Origin of the sequence: Stenotrophomonas sp. LM091 (assembly GCF_001806305.1) — a bacterium.
Classification (GTDB): domain Bacteria; phylum Pseudomonadota; class Gammaproteobacteria; order Xanthomonadales; family Xanthomonadaceae; genus Stenotrophomonas; species Stenotrophomonas bentonitica_A.
Genome location: NZ_CP017483.1, coordinates 3,255,327 through 3,276,431 on the forward strand (window position 1 = coordinate 3,255,327; position 21,105 = coordinate 3,276,431).

The 21,105-nt window shown below is 66.8% G+C and carries 13 protein-coding genes and 1 pseudogene; 7 read left to right on the forward strand and 7 right to left on the reverse strand.

Going from position 1 to position 21,105, the window contains the following annotated elements; all coding sequences use genetic code 11:
* Positions 1 to 350: 350 nt before the first annotated feature.
* Positions 351 to 3,110, reverse strand: coding sequence for a TonB-dependent receptor (locus BIZ42_RS14405; RefSeq protein ID WP_070426812.1), 2,760 nt, complete (start codon positions 3,108 to 3,110; stop codon positions 351 to 353).
* Positions 3,111 to 3,368: 258 nt separating this feature from the next.
* Positions 3,369 to 5,435, reverse strand: coding sequence for a glycoside hydrolase family 97 protein (locus BIZ42_RS14410; RefSeq protein WP_070426813.1), 2,067 nt, complete (start codon positions 5,433 to 5,435; stop codon positions 3,369 to 3,371).
* 233 nt (positions 5,436 to 5,668) lie between these two features.
* On the opposite strand from BIZ42_RS14410, the gene BIZ42_RS14415 reads away from it, so the two are divergent.
* From BIZ42_RS14415 to BIZ42_RS14435, 5 genes are all read left to right on the forward strand, one after another.
* Complete coding sequence (locus BIZ42_RS14415; RefSeq protein WP_070426814.1) at positions 5,669 to 7,870, forward strand: Six-hairpin glycosidase-like protein; 2,202 nt, start codon at positions 5,669 to 5,671, stop codon at positions 7,868 to 7,870.
* Positions 7,867 to 9,354 (forward strand): MFS transporter, encoded by a 1,488-nt coding sequence (locus tag BIZ42_RS14420; RefSeq protein ID WP_070426815.1) that lies wholly within the window; start codon positions 7,867 to 7,869, stop codon positions 9,352 to 9,354. Before BIZ42_RS14415 ends, BIZ42_RS14420 begins: the two co-directional genes overlap by 4 nt.
* Positions 9,354 to 11,075: an alpha-amylase family glycosyl hydrolase gene (locus BIZ42_RS14425; RefSeq protein WP_070426816.1), complete on the forward strand. Its 1,722-nt coding sequence runs from the start codon at positions 9,354 to 9,356 to the stop codon at positions 11,073 to 11,075. The genes BIZ42_RS14420 and BIZ42_RS14425 overlap by 1 nt, the downstream gene beginning before the upstream one ends.
* A 91-nt stretch (positions 11,076 to 11,166) precedes the next feature.
* Entirely contained in the window at positions 11,167 to 11,664 is a 498-nt protein-coding gene (locus BIZ42_RS14430; protein WP_070426817.1) for a GNAT family N-acetyltransferase, read from the forward strand.
* 70 nt (positions 11,665 to 11,734) lie between these two features.
* The gene (locus BIZ42_RS14435; protein WP_070426818.1) at positions 11,735 to 12,127 is read left to right on the forward strand and encodes an SseB family protein; all 393 of its coding nucleotides are present in this window, start codon (positions 11,735 to 11,737) and stop codon (positions 12,125 to 12,127) included.
* A 9-nt stretch (positions 12,128 to 12,136) separates the two neighbouring features.
* On the opposite strand, the pseudogene BIZ42_RS14440 reads toward BIZ42_RS14435, so the two are convergent.
* The 4 genes and pseudogenes from BIZ42_RS14440 to BIZ42_RS14455 all read right to left on the reverse strand — a co-directional run bounded on the left by BIZ42_RS14440 (position 12,137) and on the right by BIZ42_RS14455 (position 17,708).
* Positions 12,137 to 15,720: pseudogene (locus BIZ42_RS14440) on the reverse strand (M1 family aminopeptidase).
* 13 nt (positions 15,721 to 15,733) lie between these two features.
* On the reverse strand, positions 15,734 to 16,627 hold the full coding sequence (locus BIZ42_RS14445; RefSeq protein ID WP_070426819.1) for an ABC transporter ATP-binding protein: 894 nt from the start codon (positions 16,625 to 16,627) through the stop codon (positions 15,734 to 15,736).
* Between the two features lie 68 nt (positions 16,628 to 16,695).
* Positions 16,696 to 17,112: a hypothetical protein gene (locus BIZ42_RS14450; protein WP_070426820.1), complete on the reverse strand. Its 417-nt coding sequence runs from the start codon at positions 17,110 to 17,112 to the stop codon at positions 16,696 to 16,698.
* Positions 17,109 to 17,708 carry a sigma-70 family RNA polymerase sigma factor gene (locus BIZ42_RS14455; RefSeq protein WP_070426821.1) on the reverse strand — a complete coding sequence of 200 codons (600 nt, stop codon included), beginning with the start codon at positions 17,706 to 17,708 and terminating at the stop codon, positions 17,109 to 17,111. The genes BIZ42_RS14450 and BIZ42_RS14455 overlap by 4 nt, the downstream gene beginning before the upstream one ends.
* Before the next feature lie 113 nt (positions 17,709 to 17,821).
* Between BIZ42_RS14455 and BIZ42_RS14460 the strand changes: the two genes are divergently transcribed.
* Both BIZ42_RS14460 and BIZ42_RS14465 read left to right on the forward strand, forming a co-directional pair.
* Complete coding sequence (locus BIZ42_RS14460; protein WP_019185699.1) at positions 17,822 to 18,148, forward strand: hypothetical protein; 327 nt, start codon at positions 17,822 to 17,824, stop codon at positions 18,146 to 18,148.
* Positions 18,149 to 18,288: 140 nt separating this feature from the next.
* Complete coding sequence (locus BIZ42_RS14465; protein ID WP_070426822.1) at positions 18,289 to 19,785, forward strand: serine hydrolase domain-containing protein; 1,497 nt, start codon at positions 18,289 to 18,291, stop codon at positions 19,783 to 19,785.
* Positions 19,786 to 19,791: 6 nt separating this feature from the next.
* Here the strand turns inward: BIZ42_RS14465 and BIZ42_RS14470 are convergent, their stop codons facing one another.
* Positions 19,792 to 20,823, reverse strand: a complete 1,032-nt coding sequence (locus BIZ42_RS14470) for a LacI family DNA-binding transcriptional regulator (protein WP_019185701.1) — start codon at positions 20,821 to 20,823, stop codon at positions 19,792 to 19,794.
* Positions 20,824 to 21,105: the final 282 nt, after the last annotated feature.

Consider the following 21,105-nt stretch of genomic DNA (forward strand, 5'->3'; position numbering starts at 1 on the left):
CCGAACTGCTCGAGCTGGTCCTAACCGCAGATACCTCGTTCGATCTCCCTTTGCTCTGCTCTGGTTTGCGTTGCAGTGCACTGCACTGCACTCCCACGGCCACCAACCAACTGTCGAAGGGCGGGGGTGTGTGGGTTGGCGGGACCGTTGTGCCGCATGGATGCGGCTCACGAGCCCCCATGGATGGGTTTACGGCGCGTCCCGCGAACCCACACACCCCCGACCAGGCCACGGACAGTCGGCACTGACGCTTTTGAGAGGGCAGAGGGAAACCAACAAAAAACCCGCTGCAAAGGCAGCGGGTTCTTCAAACGCTTGATGCTGGCACTACGTCGCTGAAGCAAGCTCAATCAGAACTTGTAGTTCACGCCCAGCATGTAGGTGCGGCCCCACTCCACGTACTCCAGCGGGCGATCCTTGGTGCCGGCATAGGTCCGATACGGCTCGTTGGTCAGGTTGCTTCCCTGCAGCAGCAGCGTCAGCCCATGCAGGCTGCTGCTGTCGGCGAAGGTGTAGCTGACCTGCGCATCCGTCACGTTCTCGCCGACCACGTATCGCAGGGTGCGGTTGCCGTTGAAATTGCCGATCTCGCCGATGAAGTCCGAGCGACGGCGCTGGCTCACGCGTGCCTCGAACCCACTGCGCTCGTAGTACGCGGTGAAGTTGTACACGCGCTCGGACAGGCCCGGCAGGCTGATCGGATCGCTGCCCACGCTGGAGGCGCTTTCCGGGTCCAGGATCTTGATGTCGCTGTCGTTGAACGTCGCACTGGCCTGCACGCCGAAGCCGCGCAGGCTCTCGGTCAGCATCTCCAGCGGGAACGAGGCGGTAAGCTCCAGGCCCTTCAGCTTGCCACCCTGGCCGTTCTGCGGGGCCGAGAAGGTGCCGGTCGGCAGCACCGGCACGATCATGCCCGGCTGCGGTACGTAGCTGGCCAGCAGGTCGCTGAAGTCGTAGTCATCGCGCGACTGCGTATAGACGTAGGACTTCAGGTCCTTGAAGAACACCGCGGCGGCCACGTAGGCCTTCTCGCCGAAGTACTTTTCGTACGAGAGGTCGATGGCGTTGGCGCGCCATGGATCCAGCAGCGGGTTGCCACCGCTGCCGCCGGGCTTGCCGGTGGCGGTGTCCACGCCGAACTCCAGGCCGGCACGCATCTGGTCCACGCGCGGGCGTGCCACCTGCTTGGCCACGGCGAAGCGCAGCGTCTGCTGGTGCGGGAACATGAAGGCCAGGTTCAAGCTGGGCAGCCAATCGGTATAGGTCTTGCCGTCATCGATCGGCAGGATGTTCTGGCCGTCCGGACGTGAGCGGTCGAAGTAGTTGGACTGCGAGCTCTGGTCGGTTCGCACCATCTGTACGCCGATGTTGCCGCGCAGGCCCACCTCGCCCAGGTCGGTATTGATGTTGGCGCGGATCCACGCGGTGCTGGTCTTTTCCTGCACCGTCCAGGCCTTGGGAATCAGATAGTCCAGGTTGGTGACCGGGTTGAAGACCATGTAGCGGTCCACCGCGGCCGGGACGTTCCAGGCGGGGATGTAGCCGATACCGGCGAAGCCCAGATTGACCGGTGCGTACTGCAGGTCACTGGCGATGTTGGCATCGCCCTGGTCGCCCAGCAGGATGTTGCCCTCGGCCTGGGTCTTGTCCTTGCGGCGGTCGGCGTAGTTCACGCCCACGTCCACATCGGAGAACCACGGCAGCGAATCGGGCATCGCAAAGGTGGCCTGCAGGCGGGCGCCCTTCAGGCGGTCTTCGACCATCGGCACCTTGCCGTAGCCGGAGCCGTAGATGGTGTTGGTCAGGAACAGCGCGTCCGGGTTGGAATAGTCCAGGCCCGGGCTGATCTGTGAGAAACCATCCGGTTTGACCACCACGCCGACCGAATCCAGCTGCGGCATCGGCGTGAGCTGCAGGTTGTTTTCCAGATTCAGTTCGTTGCGCGTGGCCTTGGAGTAGTTCACATCGGCGACAACCTTGACCCGCTCGAAGTTGAACTCGTTGTTCCAGCCGAACGCGTCGATCTTGTCCTTGCGCTTGTTGTACATGCCGCGCACCAGCGGGTACACGCCGGTCGCCACGCCACCGGCGAAGGTACCGTCGGCGTTGATCTGCGGGTTGGTGATCAGCAGGCCCGGGGTATAGCCGCCGTTGTAGTTGCTGAGGTTGACCTCGAACTGGTTGGCAGTGTCGATCTGCTCGGCTTCGGTGTGGAAGGCATCCAGCGTGCTGGTCCACACGTTCGACGGACGGAACTGCACGGTGGCCATCACGCCGTCGCGCTCGTTGTTGCCGGTGCGGCGCAGGGCCTTGATGCCATCGGAGAACACGGTGCCCGGCGCCAGGCCGGGCCTGTTGCCCTGGTCGGTCTGCTCGGTGGTCCATGGCTCGTACAGGCCGACCTGGTTTTCCTGGATGGGCATGTCGCTGTGCGCGTAGCCGATCGAGATGCCCAGGGTGTTGTCCAGGAACTGGTCGATGTAGCTGGCGCTGAAACGATTGCCGTACGGGTCGACGTTGGCGGCCTTGCCCAGCGAGCTCCTCTGGTAGCGGCCGCTGATGGCGATCACGCGCTCGGCGAAGCTCAACGGACGCACGGTCTGCATGTCGATGGTGCCCGACAGGCCCTGGCCGACCAGGGCGGCGTCCGGGGTCTTGTAGACAGTCACGCCGTTGACCAGTTCCGAGGGGTACTGGTCGAACTCGACGCTGCGGTTGTCGCCGGTGCTGACCACTTCGCGGCCGTTGAGCAGGGTGGTGGCGAAATCCGGCGACAGGCCGCGCACGCTGATGACCTGGGCGCGGCCGGCCACGCGCTGGGCGGCCAGGCCGGGCAGGCGGCCCAGCGATTCGGCGATGCTCACGTCAGGCAATTTGCCGATGTCCTCGGCCGAGATCGCTTCGACCACCGAGGTGGCGTCCTGCTTGATCGCGATCGCGTTCTCGATGCCACGGCGGATGCCGGTGACCTGGACGGTGTCCAGGTTGGTTGCCGTATTTCCGGTCGGTGGGGTGGTGGTACTGGATTCGGCGGTCTGCGCCGACGCCATCAACGGCGTCAGGGCGACGGCCAGCGCGAGACTCAGCGCGCTGCGCTTGCGGTTCAACATTTTCCCCTCCCAGGCAATGTTGCCAATCGATTTTGTGGTTGCCCGGAGGACCCGGGAGCGTCACGGCGCGGTGGCCGTTGACTGCGTGGCTATGGTAGGCAGCGCGCCTGCCGCGGGAATCACCCTGCATACGTATTCAATGACGTTTGCCGTGTTGGAAGCGATTACAGGTGCGTTGGCGCATGCGCGCCACCGCGCCACCGCGCCACGGTTTGCCGTGCAAACGTCATGGGCCTGCGTCGAGACCTCTGATCAGGTCTACAGCGGGGTAAAGCGGATCGCCTGGCCGCCGCCCGGCGCAAGCACCAGCGTCAGCGCGTCGGCGCTGGTGACCTCGCGGGTCTCGCGCACGAAAGCGAAGGGGTTGCTGCGGAAATCGGCGCCGTCCCCATCGCGATAGATTTCCGCCCGGTAACGTACGCCCGGCTCCAGGAAGCCCAGCGGGATGGGCAGCACGCGGCCATGTTCGTCGGTGATGCTGCCCAGGAACCAGTCGCGGCTGTGGCGGTCCCTGCGCACGATGGTCACGAAGTCGCCCACCTCGCCGTTGAGCACGCGGGTGTCCTCCCAGTCCACCGCCACATCTTCGATGAAGCGGAAGGCCTCACGGTGCTGCTCATAGTGCTCGGGCAGGTCGGCGGCCATCTGGATCGGGCTGTAGATCGTCACGTACAGGGCGAGCTGGCGCGCCAGCGTGCTGGGGATCGCCTGGCCGCCACGGCCCTTCAGGCTGAGGATGCCGGGGGTGTAATCCATCGGCCCGGACAGCATCCGGGTGAACACCAGGTTGACCTCGTGCTCAGGCGGATTCGGCGGCTGTCCCCAGGCGTTGTACTCCATCCCACGTGCACCTTCGCGGGTGATCCAGTTCGGGTAGGTGCGGCGCAGGCCGGTGTCCTTGATCGGCTCGTGCGGGTTCACCGCGATATGCCGTCTGGCCGCCTCCTGCACCACCTTGAGGTGATGGCGGGCCATGAACTGGCCATCGTGCCACTCGCGCCACAGTGGCCCACCCGCCGGGTTGCGCCGATCCACCTGGCCGTCATCGCACACATAGCCGCTCTTGAACGAGTCCACGCCCAGCCGCGCGTAGAGATCCAGCGCCGCGCCGAGCTGATCCTCGTAGTGTTCGATGGCGCAGCCGGTTTCATGGTGGCCGATCAGGTGTACGCCCTTCGTCGCGCCGTAGGTCGACAGCGCCTCGATGTCGAAGTCCGCAGTGGGCCGGGTGAAATCGAACGCGTAGCCGTTGCCGACCCAGTCGCCGTTCCAGCCAGGGTTCCAGCCTTCCACCAGCACGCTGCGGAAGCCATGCCGGGCAGCGAAGTCGATCACGCGTTGGGTCTTGGCCGTGGTGGCAGCATGTCGCGGGCCGGTGGCCCAGCTTTCCTTGTCCAGATGCATCGACCACCACACACCCAGGTACTTGGAGGGCTTCACCCAGCTCACGTCACCCAGCACATTGGGTTCGTTGAGGTTGAGGATCAGGCTGGATTCGACCAGCCCGCCGGCGGTGTCGCTGATCTGCAGCGTGCGCCACGGCGTATCGAAGGGCAGGCTGCGCCGCACTTTCCAGCCTTCGGCCGAGGGTGACAGCTGCGCCCGCAGGCGCTGGCCTTCGGTGCGGCGCAGCCACATGCCGGCGTAGTCCACCAGGGCCGCTTCATGGATGGAGACATGCAGTCCATCGCGGCTGCGCAGCGTCATCGGCGTGTGCGCAAGCGGCACCTGGTCCAGCGGCGTACGCTGGTAAAGATATTCGTAGTGGATCGGCTCGCCGGCCGGAATCCACCAGGCGGTGGCGGTCGGTGCGATCGCGAACTCGGTCAGCTCATCATCGATGATCGCCTCGCGCATCCCCGGCTGCTGCGGGAAGCGATAGCGAAAGCCCAGGCCGTCGTCGTAGACCCGGAACACCACATCGATGCGCCGCTTGGTGCCGCTGCGCTCGACCAGCTGCACCACCACTTCGTTGAAGTGGTTGCGGGTCAGCCGGCGCTCGCCCCAGGGCTGCTCCCAGGTCTCATCGACGCTGCGCGACTGCTGGCCGACCACGGCAAGGTCGCGGTCCAGGCGGCCATCGCGCAGTTGGAAGCCGAGCTTGGAGTTGTCCACCACCGTTTCGCCGAAACGGTCCACCCGGTAGCTGGGGTTGCCACCATCCAGTTGCAGCGACACGCGCAGTACCTTGCCGGGCGACTCGACACTGGCGACAGTGACCGGCTGGGCGAAGGCGGTGGCGCTGAATGCGCAGAGGATCCAGCCCAGCAGGGGCAGGCGACGACGTGCGAAATGCCCGTTTGTTGGATGCGACAGTGACGGCATTTCCCCTCCCAAGGCGGCCGAAAACACCCCCGGACTATAGCGAGGCGGTCACGATTGCCGACCGCCCTGGCCATGAATACGTATGCAGCTCGATGCAGGCTGCGGCGTGCCGTCTACCATGGGCCCAAGGCACCCTGGGAGGGGGCCGCGAGCGCATCGCCGCGAGGCGGTGCGGACCTACAACGCGAGCAAAGGGGAGGGAGGCAACAGGCGCGAGCCGGTTCGCCACTTCGATGCTGAAGATGATCTGCCTGACCGTTGCCCTCGGGGCAGCGATGGGGTCCACCGCACGTGCGGCCGACCTGGACTTCGATGGCCGCCATGCGCGTGCCGAGACCGCCGTTGAAGGTGGCTACCGTCTGCACGCACCGCAGGGCGAGGTGCGCGTCAACGCGCAGCCGATGCGCAGCGAAACCGGCAGTGTGCTGTTCGATGCGCTGTTCGGGCTGGCCCAGCAGGAGATGGATGCCGACCGCGTGGAGGCGATCCGCGACCCGGCCTTCAATCACGGCCGCCCGGTTCCCTGCGCATGCTTCCAGACCGGCGAGCGCTGGCCCTATGTGTGGACCCGCGATGTGAGCTTCGCCGCGGATCTGGCGCTGTCGCGTCTGGATCCGGTACGCACGCGCCAGTCGCTGCAGTTCAAGCTGTCCACCGCACGCGATGGGCATACGCCAGGCCTGTTCGTCGCCCAGGACACCGGCTCCGGTGGCAGCTGGCCGATCAGCAGCGACCGCGTGGTGTGGTTCCTGGCCGCACGCGGGCTGCTGGATGACGCGGCCTTTGCCGACCAGGTCTGGCAGGCACTGCAGGCCACCCTGGCGCAGGATCGTGCAGCGGTGTTCGATGCACGGATCGGCCTGTATCGCGGCGAGACTTCGTTCCTGGATTGGCGTGAGCAGACCTACCCGGATTGGACCCGCGAAGACGTGCGCTTCATCGGCGAGTCCTTCGCGCTGTCCACCAACGTGCTCCACTACCAGGCCCTGCGGCTGGCCGGGCAGCTGGCACGCCAGCACGGCGATGCGCGGGCTGCCACGTACGGTCAATGGGCCGACGCGCTGGCCCGCCAGATCGACGCGCGCTTCTGGCGCGAGGATGCCGGGCAGTACATGAGCTACATCGGTGAAGCCGCGCACCCGGTGCCGTATGCCAAGTACGACCTGCTCGCGCTCTCGCTGGGCGTGCTGGCCGATGTGTTTCCGGCCGATCGCGCGCGGCGTGCCCTGTCGAACTACCCGGCCGTGGCCGGTGGCAGTCCGGTCGTCTGGCCGCAGGAAGCCCAACAGCCGATTTACCACAACCGCGGCATCTGGCCCTTCGTCAGCGCGTACTCGCTGCGCGCGGCGCGCCGGCTGGACGATGCCCCGCGCATCGCCATGGAGATCGAGTCGCTGATGCGCGGCACTGCGCTGGCCGGTTCCAACATGGAGAACTACGAGATGCGCACGCTGGCGGTGCATGTCGATGAAGGTGCCCTCAGCGGCCCGGTGGTCAATTCGCCACGCCAGCTGTGGTCGGTGGCCGGCTATCTCTCGATGGTGCTGGAAGGTGTGTTCGGCGTGGAGGACGACGGTCGTATCGCGCCGAAGCTGCCGGCATCGCTGGTGCCGACGCTGTTCGGTGCGCAGGACCGCATCCGCCTGGACGATGGCGAACAGCGTTACGTGCTGGTGCGACCGAAGCAGCTTGCCGGCGAGCTGTTGGTGGCGGGTGATATCCAGCGCGACGGCACGACCACCACGGTGCAGCTGGTGCCGTTGCATGCCACGGGCGCGACGCCATCACCGGCCATCCTGCGTCCCTCGGCGGTGTTCGCCCCGGCCACCCCCGCCGCCCCGGTGCCGCGTGAAACGAAGGCTGGCTGGCAGATCACGGTGCCTGCCGGGCACGTGCTGTGGCGCGACGGCCAGCAAGTAGTGACCGTGCAGGGTGTCGCCACGCTGGTCAAGGACGGTGCCAGCCACTGCCTGAGCCTGACCCGCCGTGCAGGCGCGCTGGAATCGCTGCACAGCCCGATGACCTGCATCGGCCCGCAGCAGGTGCTGGCCGGCGACACGCAGTGGGAGTGGACCGCACCGACCGCCGGCCGCTGGCGTGCACGCCTGCGATACAACAACCCCAACGGCCCGATCAACACCGGTGTGACCGCGGCGGTGAAGACGCTGGTGCTGCAGTGTGCGGGCCAGCCCGAGCAGCGCCGCCCCATCGTGATGCCGCACAGCGTGGGCGAACAGGATTCAACAGCCGTAGAGTTCGAGACGCCGGCAGGGGCCTGCCGCCTCTCGCTGGAGGAGGGCTTCAACATGAGCGCGCTGACCCACTTCGCGCAGTACAACGGCGGCAAGGGCGGCAGCGCGGGCGTGCTCAACCAGGCGCGCGTATCCGCACTGACCCTGATGCCGGTGGCGGCCTCGACGGAGCCGCGCCGATGAGCCGTTCGCCCAAGCCGACGCTGTCGTTCTGGCAGATCTGGAACATGTGCTTCGGCTTCCTCGGCATCCAGTTCGGCTTCGCGCTGCAGAACGCGAATGCCAGCCGCATCTTCGAGACGCTCGGCGCCCCGATGGATGCGGTGCCCGGGCTGTGGATCGCCGCGCCACTGACCGGCCTGCTGGTGCAGCCGGTGATCGGCTACCTGTCGGACCGCACCTGGACGCGCTGGGGTCGCCGTCGCCCGTTTTTCATGATCGGTGCGGTACTGACCACGCTCGCCCTGCTGGTGATGCCGAATTCGCCGACGCTGTGGATTGCGGCCGGCACGCTCTGGGTGCTGGATGCTTCGATCAACGTATCGATGGAGCCGTTCCGCGCGTTCGTCGGCGATCAGCTGGCCCCGCGGCAGCGGCCGACCGGCTTTGCGATGCAGAGCTTCTTCATCGGCATCGGCGCCATCGTCGCCAGCTTCCTGCCTTTCATCCTGGCCCACTTCGGCGTGGCCAATACGGCCGCAGCGGGGCAGGTGCCCGATACCGTGCGCTACGCGTTCTACTTCGGCGCGGCGGTGTTGCTGGCGGCGATCACCTGGACGGTGGTCAGCACCCGGGAGTACTCGCCTGCCGAACTGGCCCGCTTCGACGATGCCGAGCCGGCCGCCGTGCACCACAGTGCGCGCGTGGCCGTACCGCCACCCTGGGCGCAGATCGGTGGCTGGGTGGCGGCCGGTCTCGTGCTTGCCGCCGCCATCGCGTCGCAGCAGGGTGACCGCATGCTGTATGTGCTCGCCGGCCTTTGCGTCGCCTATGGCGTGCTGCTCGGTGTGGCGCGCTGCGTGCCCGGCGCGAACATGCTGGCCACCATCGTCGACGACCTGCGTGCGATGCCACGCACCATGCGTCGCCTGGCGTGGGTGCAGTTCTTCTCGTGGTTCGCGCTGTTCGCGATGTGGATATACACCACGGCCGCCGTCGCCGGTACGCACTTCGGCTCGACCGATACCGCCTCGGCCGCCTACAACGAAGGTGCCAACTGGGTTGGCGTGCTGTTCGGTGCCTACAACGGCTTCGCCGCACTGGCGGCCTTGCTGATCCCGTTGATGGTGCGCGCACTGGGCCTGCGCTGGAGTCACCTGGTCAACCTGTGGCTGGGCGGCCTGGGGCTGATCTCGATGCTGTTCATCCGAGATCCGCACTGGCTGCTGCTGTCCATGGTCGGCGTCGGCTTCGCCTGGGCCTCGATCCTGTCGCTGCCGTATGCGCTGCTGTCCGACAGCGTGCCGGCGGCCAAGATGGGGATCTACATGGGCCTGTTCAATTTCTTCATCGTGATCCCGCAGCTGGTCGCGGCCAGTGCGCTCGGCTTCCTGCTGCGCACGTGGCTGGGCGGTGACCCGATGCACGTGCTCGCACTTGGGGGCGGTAGCCTGCTGCTGGCCGGCCTGTGCGTGCTGTATGTGCCATCCCAACAGGAGCGTGTCTGATGTCCCGGTATTCGTCGTTGTCGCTGGCCCTTTCATTCGTGCTGTCCGCCAGTCCCGCCCTGGCCGTCGAGCGCCCGGACTATGTCGGCACGCGTGAGCCGTTCGCCAGCCAGGCGGTCTACTTCGTGGTCACCGACCGCTTCGTCAATGGCGACCCGTCCAACGATCACCGCGACCAGGGCGGTGCACACCCCACCTTCGACATCCCGGTGCCGTGCCCGGACAAGGTGGACGGCAACATCGGCTATCTGGGCGGTGACTTCAAGGGGGTGCTCGACAACGCCGCGTACATCCGCAATCTGGGCTTCGGCGCGGTGTGGATCACCCCGATCATCGACAACCCGGACCAGGCCTTCACCGGCAGCAAGCCGATCAGCTGCACCAGCACGCTGACCGACCGCGGCAAGACCGGCTACCACGGCTACTGGGGCGTCAACTTCTACACGCTCGACGAACATCTGCCGAGCAAGGACCTGGACTTCGCCGATTTCACCCGTGGCCTGCACGCGGCCGATCTGAAGGTGGTGCTGGATATCGTGGGCAACCATGGCTCGCCCGCGTGGACGATGCCGGTGGCGCAGCTGCAGTTCGGGCAGATCTTCGACAAGGACGGCCGGCTGATCGCCGACCATCAGAACCTCCCGCCGCAGCAGCTGGACCCGGTCCACAACCCGTTGCACGCGTTCTACAACAACATCGGCCCGGTGGACGGGAAGAGCGGCTCGATCTTCGATGGCAACCTGGCCGAACTCTCCGATTTCAACGAGCACAATCCGGCGGTGATGGACTACCTGGTGGGCGCGTACCTGCAGTGGACCGCGCAGGGCGTGGATGCGTTGCGCATCGACACCATCGGCTGGCTGCCACACCCGTGGTGGCATGCCTTCGTCAACCGCATCCGCGCGGAGCATCCGGGCATGTTCATGTTCGGCGAAGCGTTCGACTACGACGCCAGCAAGATCGCCGAGCACACCTGGCCGGCCAATGCGAACGTCTCCGTGCTGGACTTCCCGCTGCGTGGCGCACTGTCGTCCGTGTTCGGCAAAGAACAGAAGGGCTTTGAGACGCTGGCCGAACCGCTGCACCTGCTCCATGGGCCATATGCGAATCCGTACGAGCTGATGAGCTTCTACGACAACCACGACATGGCGCGCTTGGACGCAACCGATGCCGGGTTCATCGACGCCCACAACTGGCTGTTCACCGCGCGTGGCATCCCGGTGATCTACTACGGCTCGGAAACCGGCTTCATGCGCAGCCGCGCCGAGCATGCCGGCAACCGTGCCTACTTCGGCCAGAAGCGCGTCGATGAGGCGCCGAAGAGCCCGATCTACGCGCCGCTGCAACGCATCGCCAAACTGCGTGAGGCCACCCCCGCCCTGCAGCGCGGGCTGCAGGTCAACGAGCGCCTGCACGGCGATGAAGCGGTGTTCTTCCGCGTGCTGCAGCAGGGCGATACCGCCCAGACCGCGCTGGTCCTGCTCAACAAGGGTGACACCGCCCGCACCCTTGAGGTCCGCCGCTATCTACAGGCCGGTACCTGGCGCGACGCACTGGGCGGTGCCAGCCAGACGGTGAAGGGGTCGCTGACTGCCGAGGTACCCGCACACGGCGTGCGCGTGTTCGTGCTGGATGCACCGGTCGACCAGACGGCGCTGCAGCAGCAGTTGAAGGCAGCGGTCGACGACCAGCGTGCGCGCACGAAGCGCCTGGCGAAGTAGCCGGGCGATGCCCAGTCTGCCGTTTGCGGTGGGCCGGGCCTTACAATCGGGCTCGCGACCGCGCAGTGCGGTCTTCCCGAGTAAGGTGTCCATGTCACGCCTGTCCCTGCGCCACGCAACGTCCGGCGACGCCGAGCGCCTGTTCCATCTGATGCAGTTCTACTACTTCGAGGCCTCGGCCTGGAGCGGGGAAGAGGTACGTCCCGACGGCCTGTTCGACTGTGACCGGCGCGACGTCGAGGCCTCGCTGCGCGATGACCCGCAGTGGGCACGGCTGCTGTTCGTCGACGAAGCACTCGCCGGCTTCGTGCTGGTGGACCGGGTGGAACGGGACGGGCACCACTATCCCGAACTGGCCGACCTCTTCGTGCTCCCCAAGTACCGGCGGCAAGGCCTGGCCGCTTATGTGGTCAGCACACTGCTGCGCCCCGGCGAGGGGCAATGGCTGCTCGCAGTGTTCCGCGGCGATCTGGCGGCGCATGCCTACTGGCTGCGGGCCCTGCCGCGGCTCGGTCTCCCGCATGTCGCGCTGGCCGAGGAAGACCCGACGTTCCACCTCTACCTCGTCGGCGATCCGGCCAGCCCGTAGTGCCGGCCGCTGGCCGGCTCCCGGCACCCCCGGCGGTACACTAGCGGCCCCACCCCTACCCCCGCATTCCATGAACGACGCTGCCCCCCAGACCCCGATCGAAACGCTGCTCAAGACGGCAATGGACGGCCAGCTGCCGATCGGCCTGTTCATGAAGGCCTTCGTGGCGTCCGAGGTGGTGCTGCTCACCGGCAGCCTGGTGACCCCGGACGGCAGCGGTTTCGACCCGCTGCTGTTCGACAAGCAGGGCGTGCTGCACGTGTCCGTGTTCACCGATATGAGCCGGGTCGGTTTCCACAGCCAGCAGGCCCCGCACACCCTCCGCATGCTGATGCTGGACGTGCTCAAGCGCGTTCCCGGCGGCTACGGCGTGGTGATCAATCCCGGCACGCCGCTGGGATTTGAGATCTCGCCATCGGGCGTCGGCGAAATCCTGAAGGACTTCGCCAACGGCCCACGCTGACGCTGCGTTCTACTGCAGCGTCACCTTGCGCCGGTTGTCCGAGGAGACCCGATCGATCAGCTTGTTGTAGGGATCGAAGCCCGCTTCATCCGGCTTGCCGTCCACCGTCACGGTGATCGACGGGTTGGCCTCGGAGACGTGGTGGCGCTGCAGGTACAGCACCTTCTGGTCGCGCTCCTTGCCCGACGCAGCGTTGGCGAACACGCCGAGCTCGATCCAGTCGTCCATGGCGCCAGCGGTCTCCTTGCCGTCACCGTCGGCATAGCGCTTTTCGGCATGCAGCTTCAGCGTGACGTCGTACTTGCCGTCCGCCCGCTTGCGCGCGGTCGCGGCCAGCACGCGGTTGTCGTAGAAGCTGATCTTCTCGAACAGATCGGTCACCAGTTGCTGGCGGTCGGCCGGCGTCTCCGCCCGGATGTAGCCCAGCAGTTCGGTCGAGGTGGTGTAGGGCGGTTGCTGGAAGCCCTTGTCCTGCAGGAAACGCTTGAGCGCACGGTTGAGTGCGGCCTCGCCGATCTCTTCGCGCAGGCGGTAGAACGCCAGTGAGCCCTTTTCGTAGTGGATGTACTGCTGGTTCTCCACCCGTGCCAGCGGCAGCTCCTCGATGCCCTCGCTGCCACGCCCGGACAGGTAACCATCCAGTTCCGTCTTCAGGAACTGGCGCATCTGCTGCCGCCCGTACTCCTTCTCCATCACCATCAGCGCCGAGTACTGGGAAAGCGATTCGGACAACATCGTCGCGCCCTGCACGTTGGCACCGATCACCTGGTGCGCCCACCACTGGTGCGCGACCTCGTGGGCGGTCACGTAGAACACGTAGTCCACCTTGTCACGATTGCGCAGGTCGGCGATGAAGCCGATCGATTCAGAGTAGGGGATGGTGTTGGCGAACGACTGGGCGAAACGCGCGTAGCCCGGGAACTCGATGATGCGCACCTGCCGGTGCTGGTACGGCGTGAAGTTGGCCTCGTAATACGCCAGCGACTTCTGAACCGCCTCGATCATGCGGTCCACGTTGTAGCCGTGCCGCGCATCGTAGTACACCTCGATCGGGATGCCCTTGTATGCCGCGCGCTTCACTTCCCAACGCGCCGAGAGGTAGGCATAGAAGTTGAGCATCGGCCGGTCCATGGCGTAGCTGAAGCAGCGCCGCCCGTTGACGGTCGCTTCGTGCTGCAGGTAGCCCGGCGCCAGCGCGATCTGGTCCGGTGCGGTGCAGATCGTGCTGCGGAAGGCCAGCCAGTCGGCATCGTCGGTCACGTAGTTGTTCGCGCGGGCGGCCTGGTCCTCCAGCCTAGGCATGCGGCTCGGCTCGCCGAGGCCGCGCTTGCGGCGTTCGTTGCGGTCGGTGATCTGCACGCCCTGGTTGTACCCGAACGAGGGCAGCAGCCGGCTGTTGAAGAAACTGCCGTTCTCCACCAGGTCGGTGGGCGCCTGATCGGAGGTGATGCCGGTCGGATGCTGGTTGACGCGGAAGTGGATGCGGCGTTCCTCCCCTGGCTGCAGCGGGGCGGTCAGCTGGTAGATGCGATAGCCCAGCTCGGCGTCATGCATCGCCAGCGTCTGGCCGCCCAGGTCGACCGCGGTCAGCTGCTTGTCGTCGTTCATCGCCACGTGCAGCTGCGCGATGGGGGTGGTGTGGGTGTTGCGCACCGTCCAGTACGCATCGATCACCACCGACTGGGTTTCCGGGTGCAGGTCGATCCGGTTGTCCACCGCGACGATGCGCGGTTGCGGCAGGTCGCGGTAGCGCGACAGTTCACGCTCGTAGCGGGCCTGCAGGTCCACTGCTGGTCCGGTGAGAGGAATTCGTTGCGGATGTTGGTGCTCCAGTACAGCCAGCCGCCCAGCCCGATGAAGGCCAGCGTTGCGACGGCGGCGCCCAGCCCGGCCGGGCCGCGCAGGCGACGGCCCGCCAGCACCAGGCGCTGGCGCAGGCTGGTGCCGACACCACGGACCCAGAACGCCGAGGCGACACACAGCAGCGCCAGCAGGAACAGCGCCCAGTAGCCCTGGAAAGCCAGTTGCCCCGGCAGGAAATGGCCGTAGCCGTTCATGTTCGAGTACGGCGCGATCGGCCAGCTGCCGAAGTTGTACAGGTTCTGGGTGTAGTCGAGCATGCCCAGCACCGCCTGGCCGATCATCACCACGATCAGCAGCGCGTAGCCGATGAACTTGTTGTTGGTCAGTACCTGCAGCACCAGCGCCAGGCCGCCCATCAACAGGTAGACGACCGAGTCCAGTGCCAGGGTCTTGAGATACACCAGTGGCTCGATCTGCGTGTAGCCCTTGCTCAGCTGTACCGCGATCGCGGCCAGCGCACCGATCGCCTGGAAGCAGGCGATCACCGCCACCAGCGTGGCGAACTTGGCCAGCAGCGGGACCCAGTTGGGGACGGGCATCGCATCGGTGACTTCATTGATCCGGGCCGCGCGCTCTTTCCAGACCAGTTCGCCGGCGAAGAACAGCACGATGATGATCAGCAGCCAGCTGTAGGCGCCCTGCAGGGCGGTCAGCATCTCCGAGGTGACCGGCCAGATCGGCGTGCCGTACAGGGTCTGGCGGAACAGCGCGCCGGGCAGGAAGTTGCACAGCCCCAGTATCAGCAGCACCAGGAACGGCACGCTGCGCAGCACGCCGCTGGTGTCGAAGCGGACCTGGTGCAGGAATTGCCTCCACGCGGTGCCGGCGCCGTGGCCCGGCACCACGCGGGGCACTACGACCTGGCTCGGCCGCTGTGCGGGCGCGGTCGTCACGAGGGCGCTCTTGCGTCCCCAGCGACGTCCGGCGCTGCCGCTGCGTTCGGTGCGGAACAAGGCGAACGTGGCGGCGTACAGTACGGCCGCCACGCCCAGCCACAGCGCGCGGTTGGCCAGCAGCTGACCGGCCACGGCGGGCAGGCCGCTGTTGCGCTCGGCCACCGACCAGTAGCGGATGGTCCGTGACAGCGCGCGCAGGCCGAGCGGCTCGCTCAACACGGCCACCCAGGTGTTGTCGATGTCGCTGAGCAGGGCGGCGCTGACGCCGTACAGCACGAAGTAACCGATCACGCCGATGTAGACCCACAGGATCGAGCGCGTGGTGGCCGCGAGCAACGCCAGCAGCGCCGTGGTGAAGACCAGGTTCGGGATCACGATCACCCCGAAGGCCCACACATAGCTGTACAGCGAGACCGGGCCCATGCGGGCCGGATCCACCCAGGGCATGAACGGCCCCAGCGCCAGGCCCAGGGCGATGATCACGTAGACCAGCAGCCCGCTGACCAGGGCCGCACCGATGCGCCCGGCCAGATAGTCGCGGCGTTTGATCGGGCTGGCGAAGATCAGCTCGGCGGTGCCCAGATCGAAGTCGCGCAGCAACGCGTTGCTGACGAACAGCGTGGAGACCAGTATGCCCAGCAGGGTAAACATGCCCAGCACCGTGGCGATCACGATGGGTGCATTGCTGTGCACGTTGCCGGTGCCACCGCCGATCTGTATCGCGTCGGTGGACGCGGCACCGAAGGCCATCAGCGCGAACAGGCCCGCCAGCAGCCACAGCAGCGGGGAACGGAGCTGCTCGCGCAGCTCGAAGCGGAAGAAGGCAGCGATCATCGGCGGGCTCCGGTCAGGCGGCCCGCGACTGCAGGCGCAGTCGCTGGAAATAGACGTCTTCCAGATCGGGAGCAACGGCGGCGAAGCCGTCGCCGGGGTCGGTCGCGCTGTGCACGTGGATCACCGGCCTGCCACCGACCAGGCGGGTGGACAGCACCACATGGTTGGCTTCGTAGGCGGGCAGTTCGGCAACGTCCACCTGCTTGCGCCAGACCTGGTGCTGCAGCGCGTCGATCGCATCGCTGGGCTTGCCGGTCAGCAGCACCTGCCCCTTGTTCATGATGGCCATGCTCGGGCACAGGTCGGTGACATCCTCGACGATGTGCGTGGACAGGATCACCGCCACGTTCTCGCCGATCGCGGCAAGCAGGTTGAGGAAGCGGTTGCGCTCTTCCGGGTCGAGCCCGGCGGTAGGTTCATCGACGATCACCAGGCGTGGGTCGCCGAGCAGCGCCTGGGCGATGCCGAAGCGCTGGCGCATGCCGCCGGAGTACGTGCCCAGCTTGCGCTTGCGCGCTCCCCACAGATTGACCTGCTGCAGCAGCGCGTCCACCACTTCGCGGCGCTGGGCCTTGTGGGTGAGGCCCTTGAGCACTGCGAAATGCTCAAGCAGATCCAGTGCGCTGACCTTCGGGTACACGCCGAAGTCCTGCGGCAGATACCCCAGCCGCCGGCGCACCGCATCCTTGTCACGCAGCACATCAATGCTCGCCTCGCCCGGAATCGACAACGTGGCGGTGCCGCTGTCCGCTTCCTGCAGCGTGGCCAGGGTGCGCATCAGCGAGGACTTGCCGGCGCCGTTCGGGCCGAGCAGCCCGAACATGCCGCGGGGAATATCGAGGGTGACACCGGCAAGGGCGTGGACCCCATTGGCGTACGTCTTGGACAGCGCGCGGATCTCAAGCATGCGGACAGCTTCCCCTGGGCGATGGATCGGTTATCCGCCCTATTCAGATAGCCTGCATCCGCCGTAAGTCATGGGTGCTTCCGGCCGGACGCCCGCCAACGGGCCGCCAGCCACGACAGCGCCACGCAGGCTGCGCCAGCCAGCAGCCACCCGGTCGCCGCGCTGCCCGCGGCGTGCTCGATCGCGCGCCACCATGCCGGGCCGAACAGCGAAACCAACGCCAGCACCGCGACCGCCAGCACCCCCAGCAGGGCCCGGGAGACCCAGCGTTCGATCCCGGCGTCATGCCGGGCGATGTGCGCGGCGACATCGCGGGCGAAGCGCATCGGCGGCCCGCTCTGCGGCGCAGAGGCGATCGCCTGGGCAATACGCAGGTAATCGGGGGCGTCCGGTCCGGCGCGTTGGCCGCTCAGCGCCGCGCGCAGCCCGCGTTCCTGGGCGTGCCATTCGTCGGGGTCGATCCGGGAATCGTCTGTGCTGCTCATGCGGGCACTCCAATGCGGGATTCGAGCAGTTCGCGCAGCCGCTTGCGGCTGCGGAACAGGTGGCTCTTGATGGTGCCTTCGGCCAGGTCGGTGAGGGTGGCGATCTCGGCGATGGAGATCTCTTCCAGATGATAGAGCGTGAGCAGGGTGCGCTGCAGGGGCGGCAGGGCGTCGATCGCCGCATGCAGGTGCGCGTTGATGTCCTGCTCGCTGGTACGTGCTTCCAGATCGATGCCATCGCCGATCTGTTCGATCAATGCGGTGCCGTCCTCGCCCATGGTGTTCTCCACCAGCGGGATGCGTCGCCGTTCCAGGTGCCGCTTGGCAATCGAATAGGCAACCTGCGCGACCCACGATTTCAGTGCGCTCTCGCCGCGGTATTGATGCAACGTCTGATGGATGCGCAGGAAGGCTTCCTGACACAGCTCGCGGGTGTCGTCGGGGTGGCGGACCATGCGATCGACCACGCGCCAGCAAAGGCCTTGATACTCCCGCACCAGCTGCTCGAACGCCCCGGGCTGGCGCGACAGAATGGCGTCGACCAGTTTCCGGTCGGCATCGAGACAGTCGGCAGGAGGGGGCGGCGACGTGCGCATGTTCCATAGAGATACGTCGAGTGCCTCTCCGGTTGCAACCGTGTTCCGTGCAACCGATCCCGCCGTGGCCGTATCTCAGTGGACAAGCCCCTCCTCAACGGAACGAACGCACCATGGATTACAACCTGATTCTGCCCGTCGTCCTGATCCTCGGCATCGTGTATGCCATCAAGAGCGTGGTCGATGGCCACACGCGCCGCCGTATCGTCGAAGCCCGCGGCTCGGAAGAGCTGGTGCGTTCGCTGCTGGCCGGCGATACCACCAAGCGCCGGCTGGCCGCGCTGCATTGGGGCTGCGTGATGTTGACCCTGGCCCTGGCCTTCGGGCTGGTCGATCTGCTCGGCATCGACCGGGTCACGCCGGGTGCGATCGCGCTGCTGCTCGGGGCGACCGGTCTGGGCAACGTGGTGTACTTCGTGCTGGATCGCCGCTTGAAGTAAGCCAGCGTACGGCCCCCCGACCGATCGCCCGCCGGTTGTCCGCCGCGGCCTGACCGTCGGTATCCGGCGCAGGCCGCGGATGCGGCCGCCCACCCCAGCCGGCAGGTCCGCTGTCGGCTGCTCTGCAACAGGACCCTCGAATGAAACGCATCCTGGCACTCTGTGCCGGCCTTGCCGTGGCCGTGCTGTCTCCGGTCGGCGCCGCCACGCCGCTCGATTTCGCCCCGCTGTCCGCCCTCATCGAACAGACCAAGGCCGCGACCGGCTTGCCGTCCGGTACCGCCGTCGTGGTGGTGAAGGACGGCAAAGTGATCCATGAGGGCTACTACGGTTTGGCGGACATTGCCGCCGGTACGCCGGTCACGGCCGACACCGTCTTCTACATCGCCTCGGCGACCAAGCCGTTCTTCGCGCTGAACGCCCTGCAGAGGGAGGCCGCCGGTGAGCTCGACATGGCGATGTCGCTCCAGCAGATGTTTCCGCAGATGCGCCTGGAAGGTATCGATGCCGAGGCGGTCATCGTGCGTGATCTGCTCACCCATACCGCAGGCGTGGACAACCCCGCCTTGGTCTGGGCCACTGCTTTCAGCGGCGTGCATGACGCTGCCTCGCGGCTGGCGCTGGTGGGCGCGACCCGGCGCGACCCGGACGCGCCCCACGGCACCTTCGGCTACACCAATCTCGGCTACAACCTGCTGAGTATCTGGATGGACCAGCACGACGCGCTGCCGTGGCAGGACCAGTTGCAGCGCGCGGTGTTCGATCCGCTGGGCATGCGCCATACCAGCACCCGGATCAGCCGTGCCCAAACGGCGGGCTGGCCCCTGGCCAAGCCGTACTCACTGGGCAGCGCGCAACCGACCACGGCCCTGTATCTGCGCAAAGCGGACGGGACGATGCAGGCGGCCGGTGGCATGGTCGCCAGCGCACCGGACCTGGCCCGGTTCCTGATTGCGCAGTTCCCGTGCGCGGGCACCCCGGCCTTCGCACCGCAGGTGATCAGCCGTTCGCAGCAGCGGCAGGTCGCGCTGAGCGCGCGCTATCTGGACTTTGCGCGCGATGGTTATGCCTGGGGCTGGTACACCGGGCAGTACAAAGGCCACCGGCTGCTGCACCACTTCGGCGGATTCGCCGGCTTCCACGCGCACCTGTCCTTCATGCCTGATCAGAACATCGCACTGGTGGTGCTCAACAACGAGGACCTGCTGGGCGCACCGCTGACCAATCTCATCGCCGATCACGTGTATGGCGTGCTGCTCCATGAGCAGGGGATCGCAGCGAGCTCCGCCGCCCGCTTCCTGGCCCTGCAGGCAACGGCGGCCCAGGCGCAGCGGAACATGGCGCGTCAGCGCCAGGCGATCCAGGCACGCCCGTGGCTGCGAACGTTGCCGCGCGATGGCTACGTGGGCAGATACGTGCACCCGCTGCTCGGCGAGATGAACGTCGAAGCGGCCGGTGACCAGGCACTGCGGCTGCGTTGGGGGCAGCTGGACGCGGTGGCCACCGCGGGCGAACACCTTGACCAGGTCCGGGTCGAGTTCGTCCCCAACAGCGGCAACTGGCTGACCTTCCACGTGGCCGATGGCCAGGCGCGGTCCCTCAGCTTCGAGAGCCTGAGCTTCCAGCGGGTGCCCTGAACGGACTCAGCGGCGCAGCGAGGATTCCCGCAGCACCTGCTTCACCGCGATGCTCTGGCCTTCCACCGGCTGGCCGTCGATCAGCGCCAACAGCTTTTCCACCAGCAGGTGCCCGGCCTGCTTGGTGTCCTGCTGCACCGTGGACAGCGGCGGGGACACCGAGGCGGCCAGCGGGATGTCATCGAAGCCGGTGACCGCCACGTCCTCCGGCACGCGCAGGCCATGCTCGCGCAGGGCGCGCATCGCACCGATCGCGATCAGGTCGCTGGCCGCGCACAGCCCATCGATACGCTCACCGCGCGCCAGCAGCGCCTGGCAGGCATCGAAGCCGGACTGCTCGGTGGTGATCGCATCGTGCTGCAGCGAGGGCTCGGCGGTGAGGCCTCGCGCCCGCATTGCTTCGACGTGGCCGCGATAGCGCTGCTCGAACTCGGGATAGTGGCTGGAGGCATGGCCGACGAACGCGATCCGGCGGCAGCCCTGGTCGAGCAGGTGGGCGGTGATGTCGAAACCGCCCTGGAAGTTGTCGCTGCCGATCGAGACACCGGGCTGGTCGGGCAGGGAAGCGCCCCAGCGCACGAAGTGGGTGCCTTGCTCGACCAGCCGCTGCAGCCGCTCGCGCGACTCGTGGTAATCGCCATAGCCGAGCAGGATGATGCCGTCGGCCTTGTTGCTGTCCTCGTAATCGGCCTGCCAGTCGGTGGACAGCTGCTGGAAGGAGACCAGCAGGTCATAACCGCGCAGCGCGCAGGCCCGCGTGATCGAGCCGAGCATCGCGTGGAAGAAGGGGTTGATCAGCGAATCGTCATTGGTCGGGTCCTCGAAGAACAGCAGGGCCAGTGTGCCGGCATTGCGCAGGCGCAGGCTGGAGGCGTTCTTGTCGACCTTGTAGTTCAGCTCCCGGGCGATGGCCAGGATCCGCTGCCGGGTTTCGGCGTTGACCATCGGGCTGCCGCGCAGCGCCCGCGACACCGTGGGCTGGGAGACGCCGGCCAGGTGGGCGATATCGAGGGAGGTGGCTTTACCGCGGATGGTCATTTCAGCAGGCGGGGAGACGGTGAAGCGACATCATGCCATGCACCGTGATGGCGGGGCCGGGAGGTCCCTCGGGCTGGCGGCCAGCGGCCTGCGGCGCAGGGACTGAACCGCCGTCACCGTTGCGGCATATGGCTCGAGCAGGTTTCCGGTCGTTCCCGGCCGGAATTCCGACAGGGTCGGGGACGGCGGCGATGATAAGATGGTGCAATCTGGATCCCCCCCAATTCTCCCAAGGGCGGCCCGGCAGATCTGCACCCCGCCCGGGGCTGTGATATGACTGCG

Excerpts from the sequence above, each read along its gene's own strand:
- BIZ42_RS14465 (WP_070426822.1), top strand. The coding sequence starts at position 18,289 with ATGAAACGCATCCTGGCACTCTGTGCCGGCCTTGCCGTGGCCGTGCTG.
- BIZ42_RS14445 (WP_070426819.1), bottom strand. The coding sequence starts at position 16,627 with ATGCTTGAGATCCGCGCGCTGTCCAAGACGTACGCCAATGGGGTCCAC.
- BIZ42_RS14435 (WP_070426818.1), top strand. The coding sequence starts at position 11,735 with ATGAACGACGCTGCCCCCCAGACCCCGATCGAAACGCTGCTCAAGACG.
- BIZ42_RS14470 (WP_019185701.1), bottom strand. The coding sequence starts at position 20,823 with ATGACCATCCGCGGTAAAGCCACCTCCCTCGATATCGCCCACCTGGCC.
- BIZ42_RS14425 (WP_070426816.1), top strand. The coding sequence starts at position 9,354 with ATGTCCCGGTATTCGTCGTTGTCGCTGGCCCTTTCATTCGTGCTGTCC.
- BIZ42_RS14460 (WP_019185699.1), top strand. The coding sequence starts at position 17,822 with ATGGATTACAACCTGATTCTGCCCGTCGTCCTGATCCTCGGCATCGTG.
- BIZ42_RS14410 (WP_070426813.1), bottom strand. The coding sequence starts at position 5,435 with ATGCCGTCACTGTCGCATCCAACAAACGGGCATTTCGCACGTCGTCGC.
- BIZ42_RS14415 (WP_070426814.1), top strand. The coding sequence starts at position 5,669 with ATGCTGAAGATGATCTGCCTGACCGTTGCCCTCGGGGCAGCGATGGGG.
- BIZ42_RS14430 (WP_070426817.1), top strand. The coding sequence starts at position 11,167 with ATGTCACGCCTGTCCCTGCGCCACGCAACGTCCGGCGACGCCGAGCGC.
- BIZ42_RS14455 (WP_070426821.1), bottom strand. The coding sequence starts at position 17,708 with ATGCGCACGTCGCCGCCCCCTCCTGCCGACTGTCTCGATGCCGACCGG.
- BIZ42_RS14405 (WP_070426812.1), bottom strand. The coding sequence starts at position 3,110 with ATGTTGAACCGCAAGCGCAGCGCGCTGAGTCTCGCGCTGGCCGTCGCC.
- BIZ42_RS14420 (WP_070426815.1), top strand. The coding sequence starts at position 7,867 with ATGAGCCGTTCGCCCAAGCCGACGCTGTCGTTCTGGCAGATCTGGAAC.
- BIZ42_RS14450 (WP_070426820.1), bottom strand. The coding sequence starts at position 17,112 with ATGAGCAGCACAGACGATTCCCGGATCGACCCCGACGAATGGCACGCC.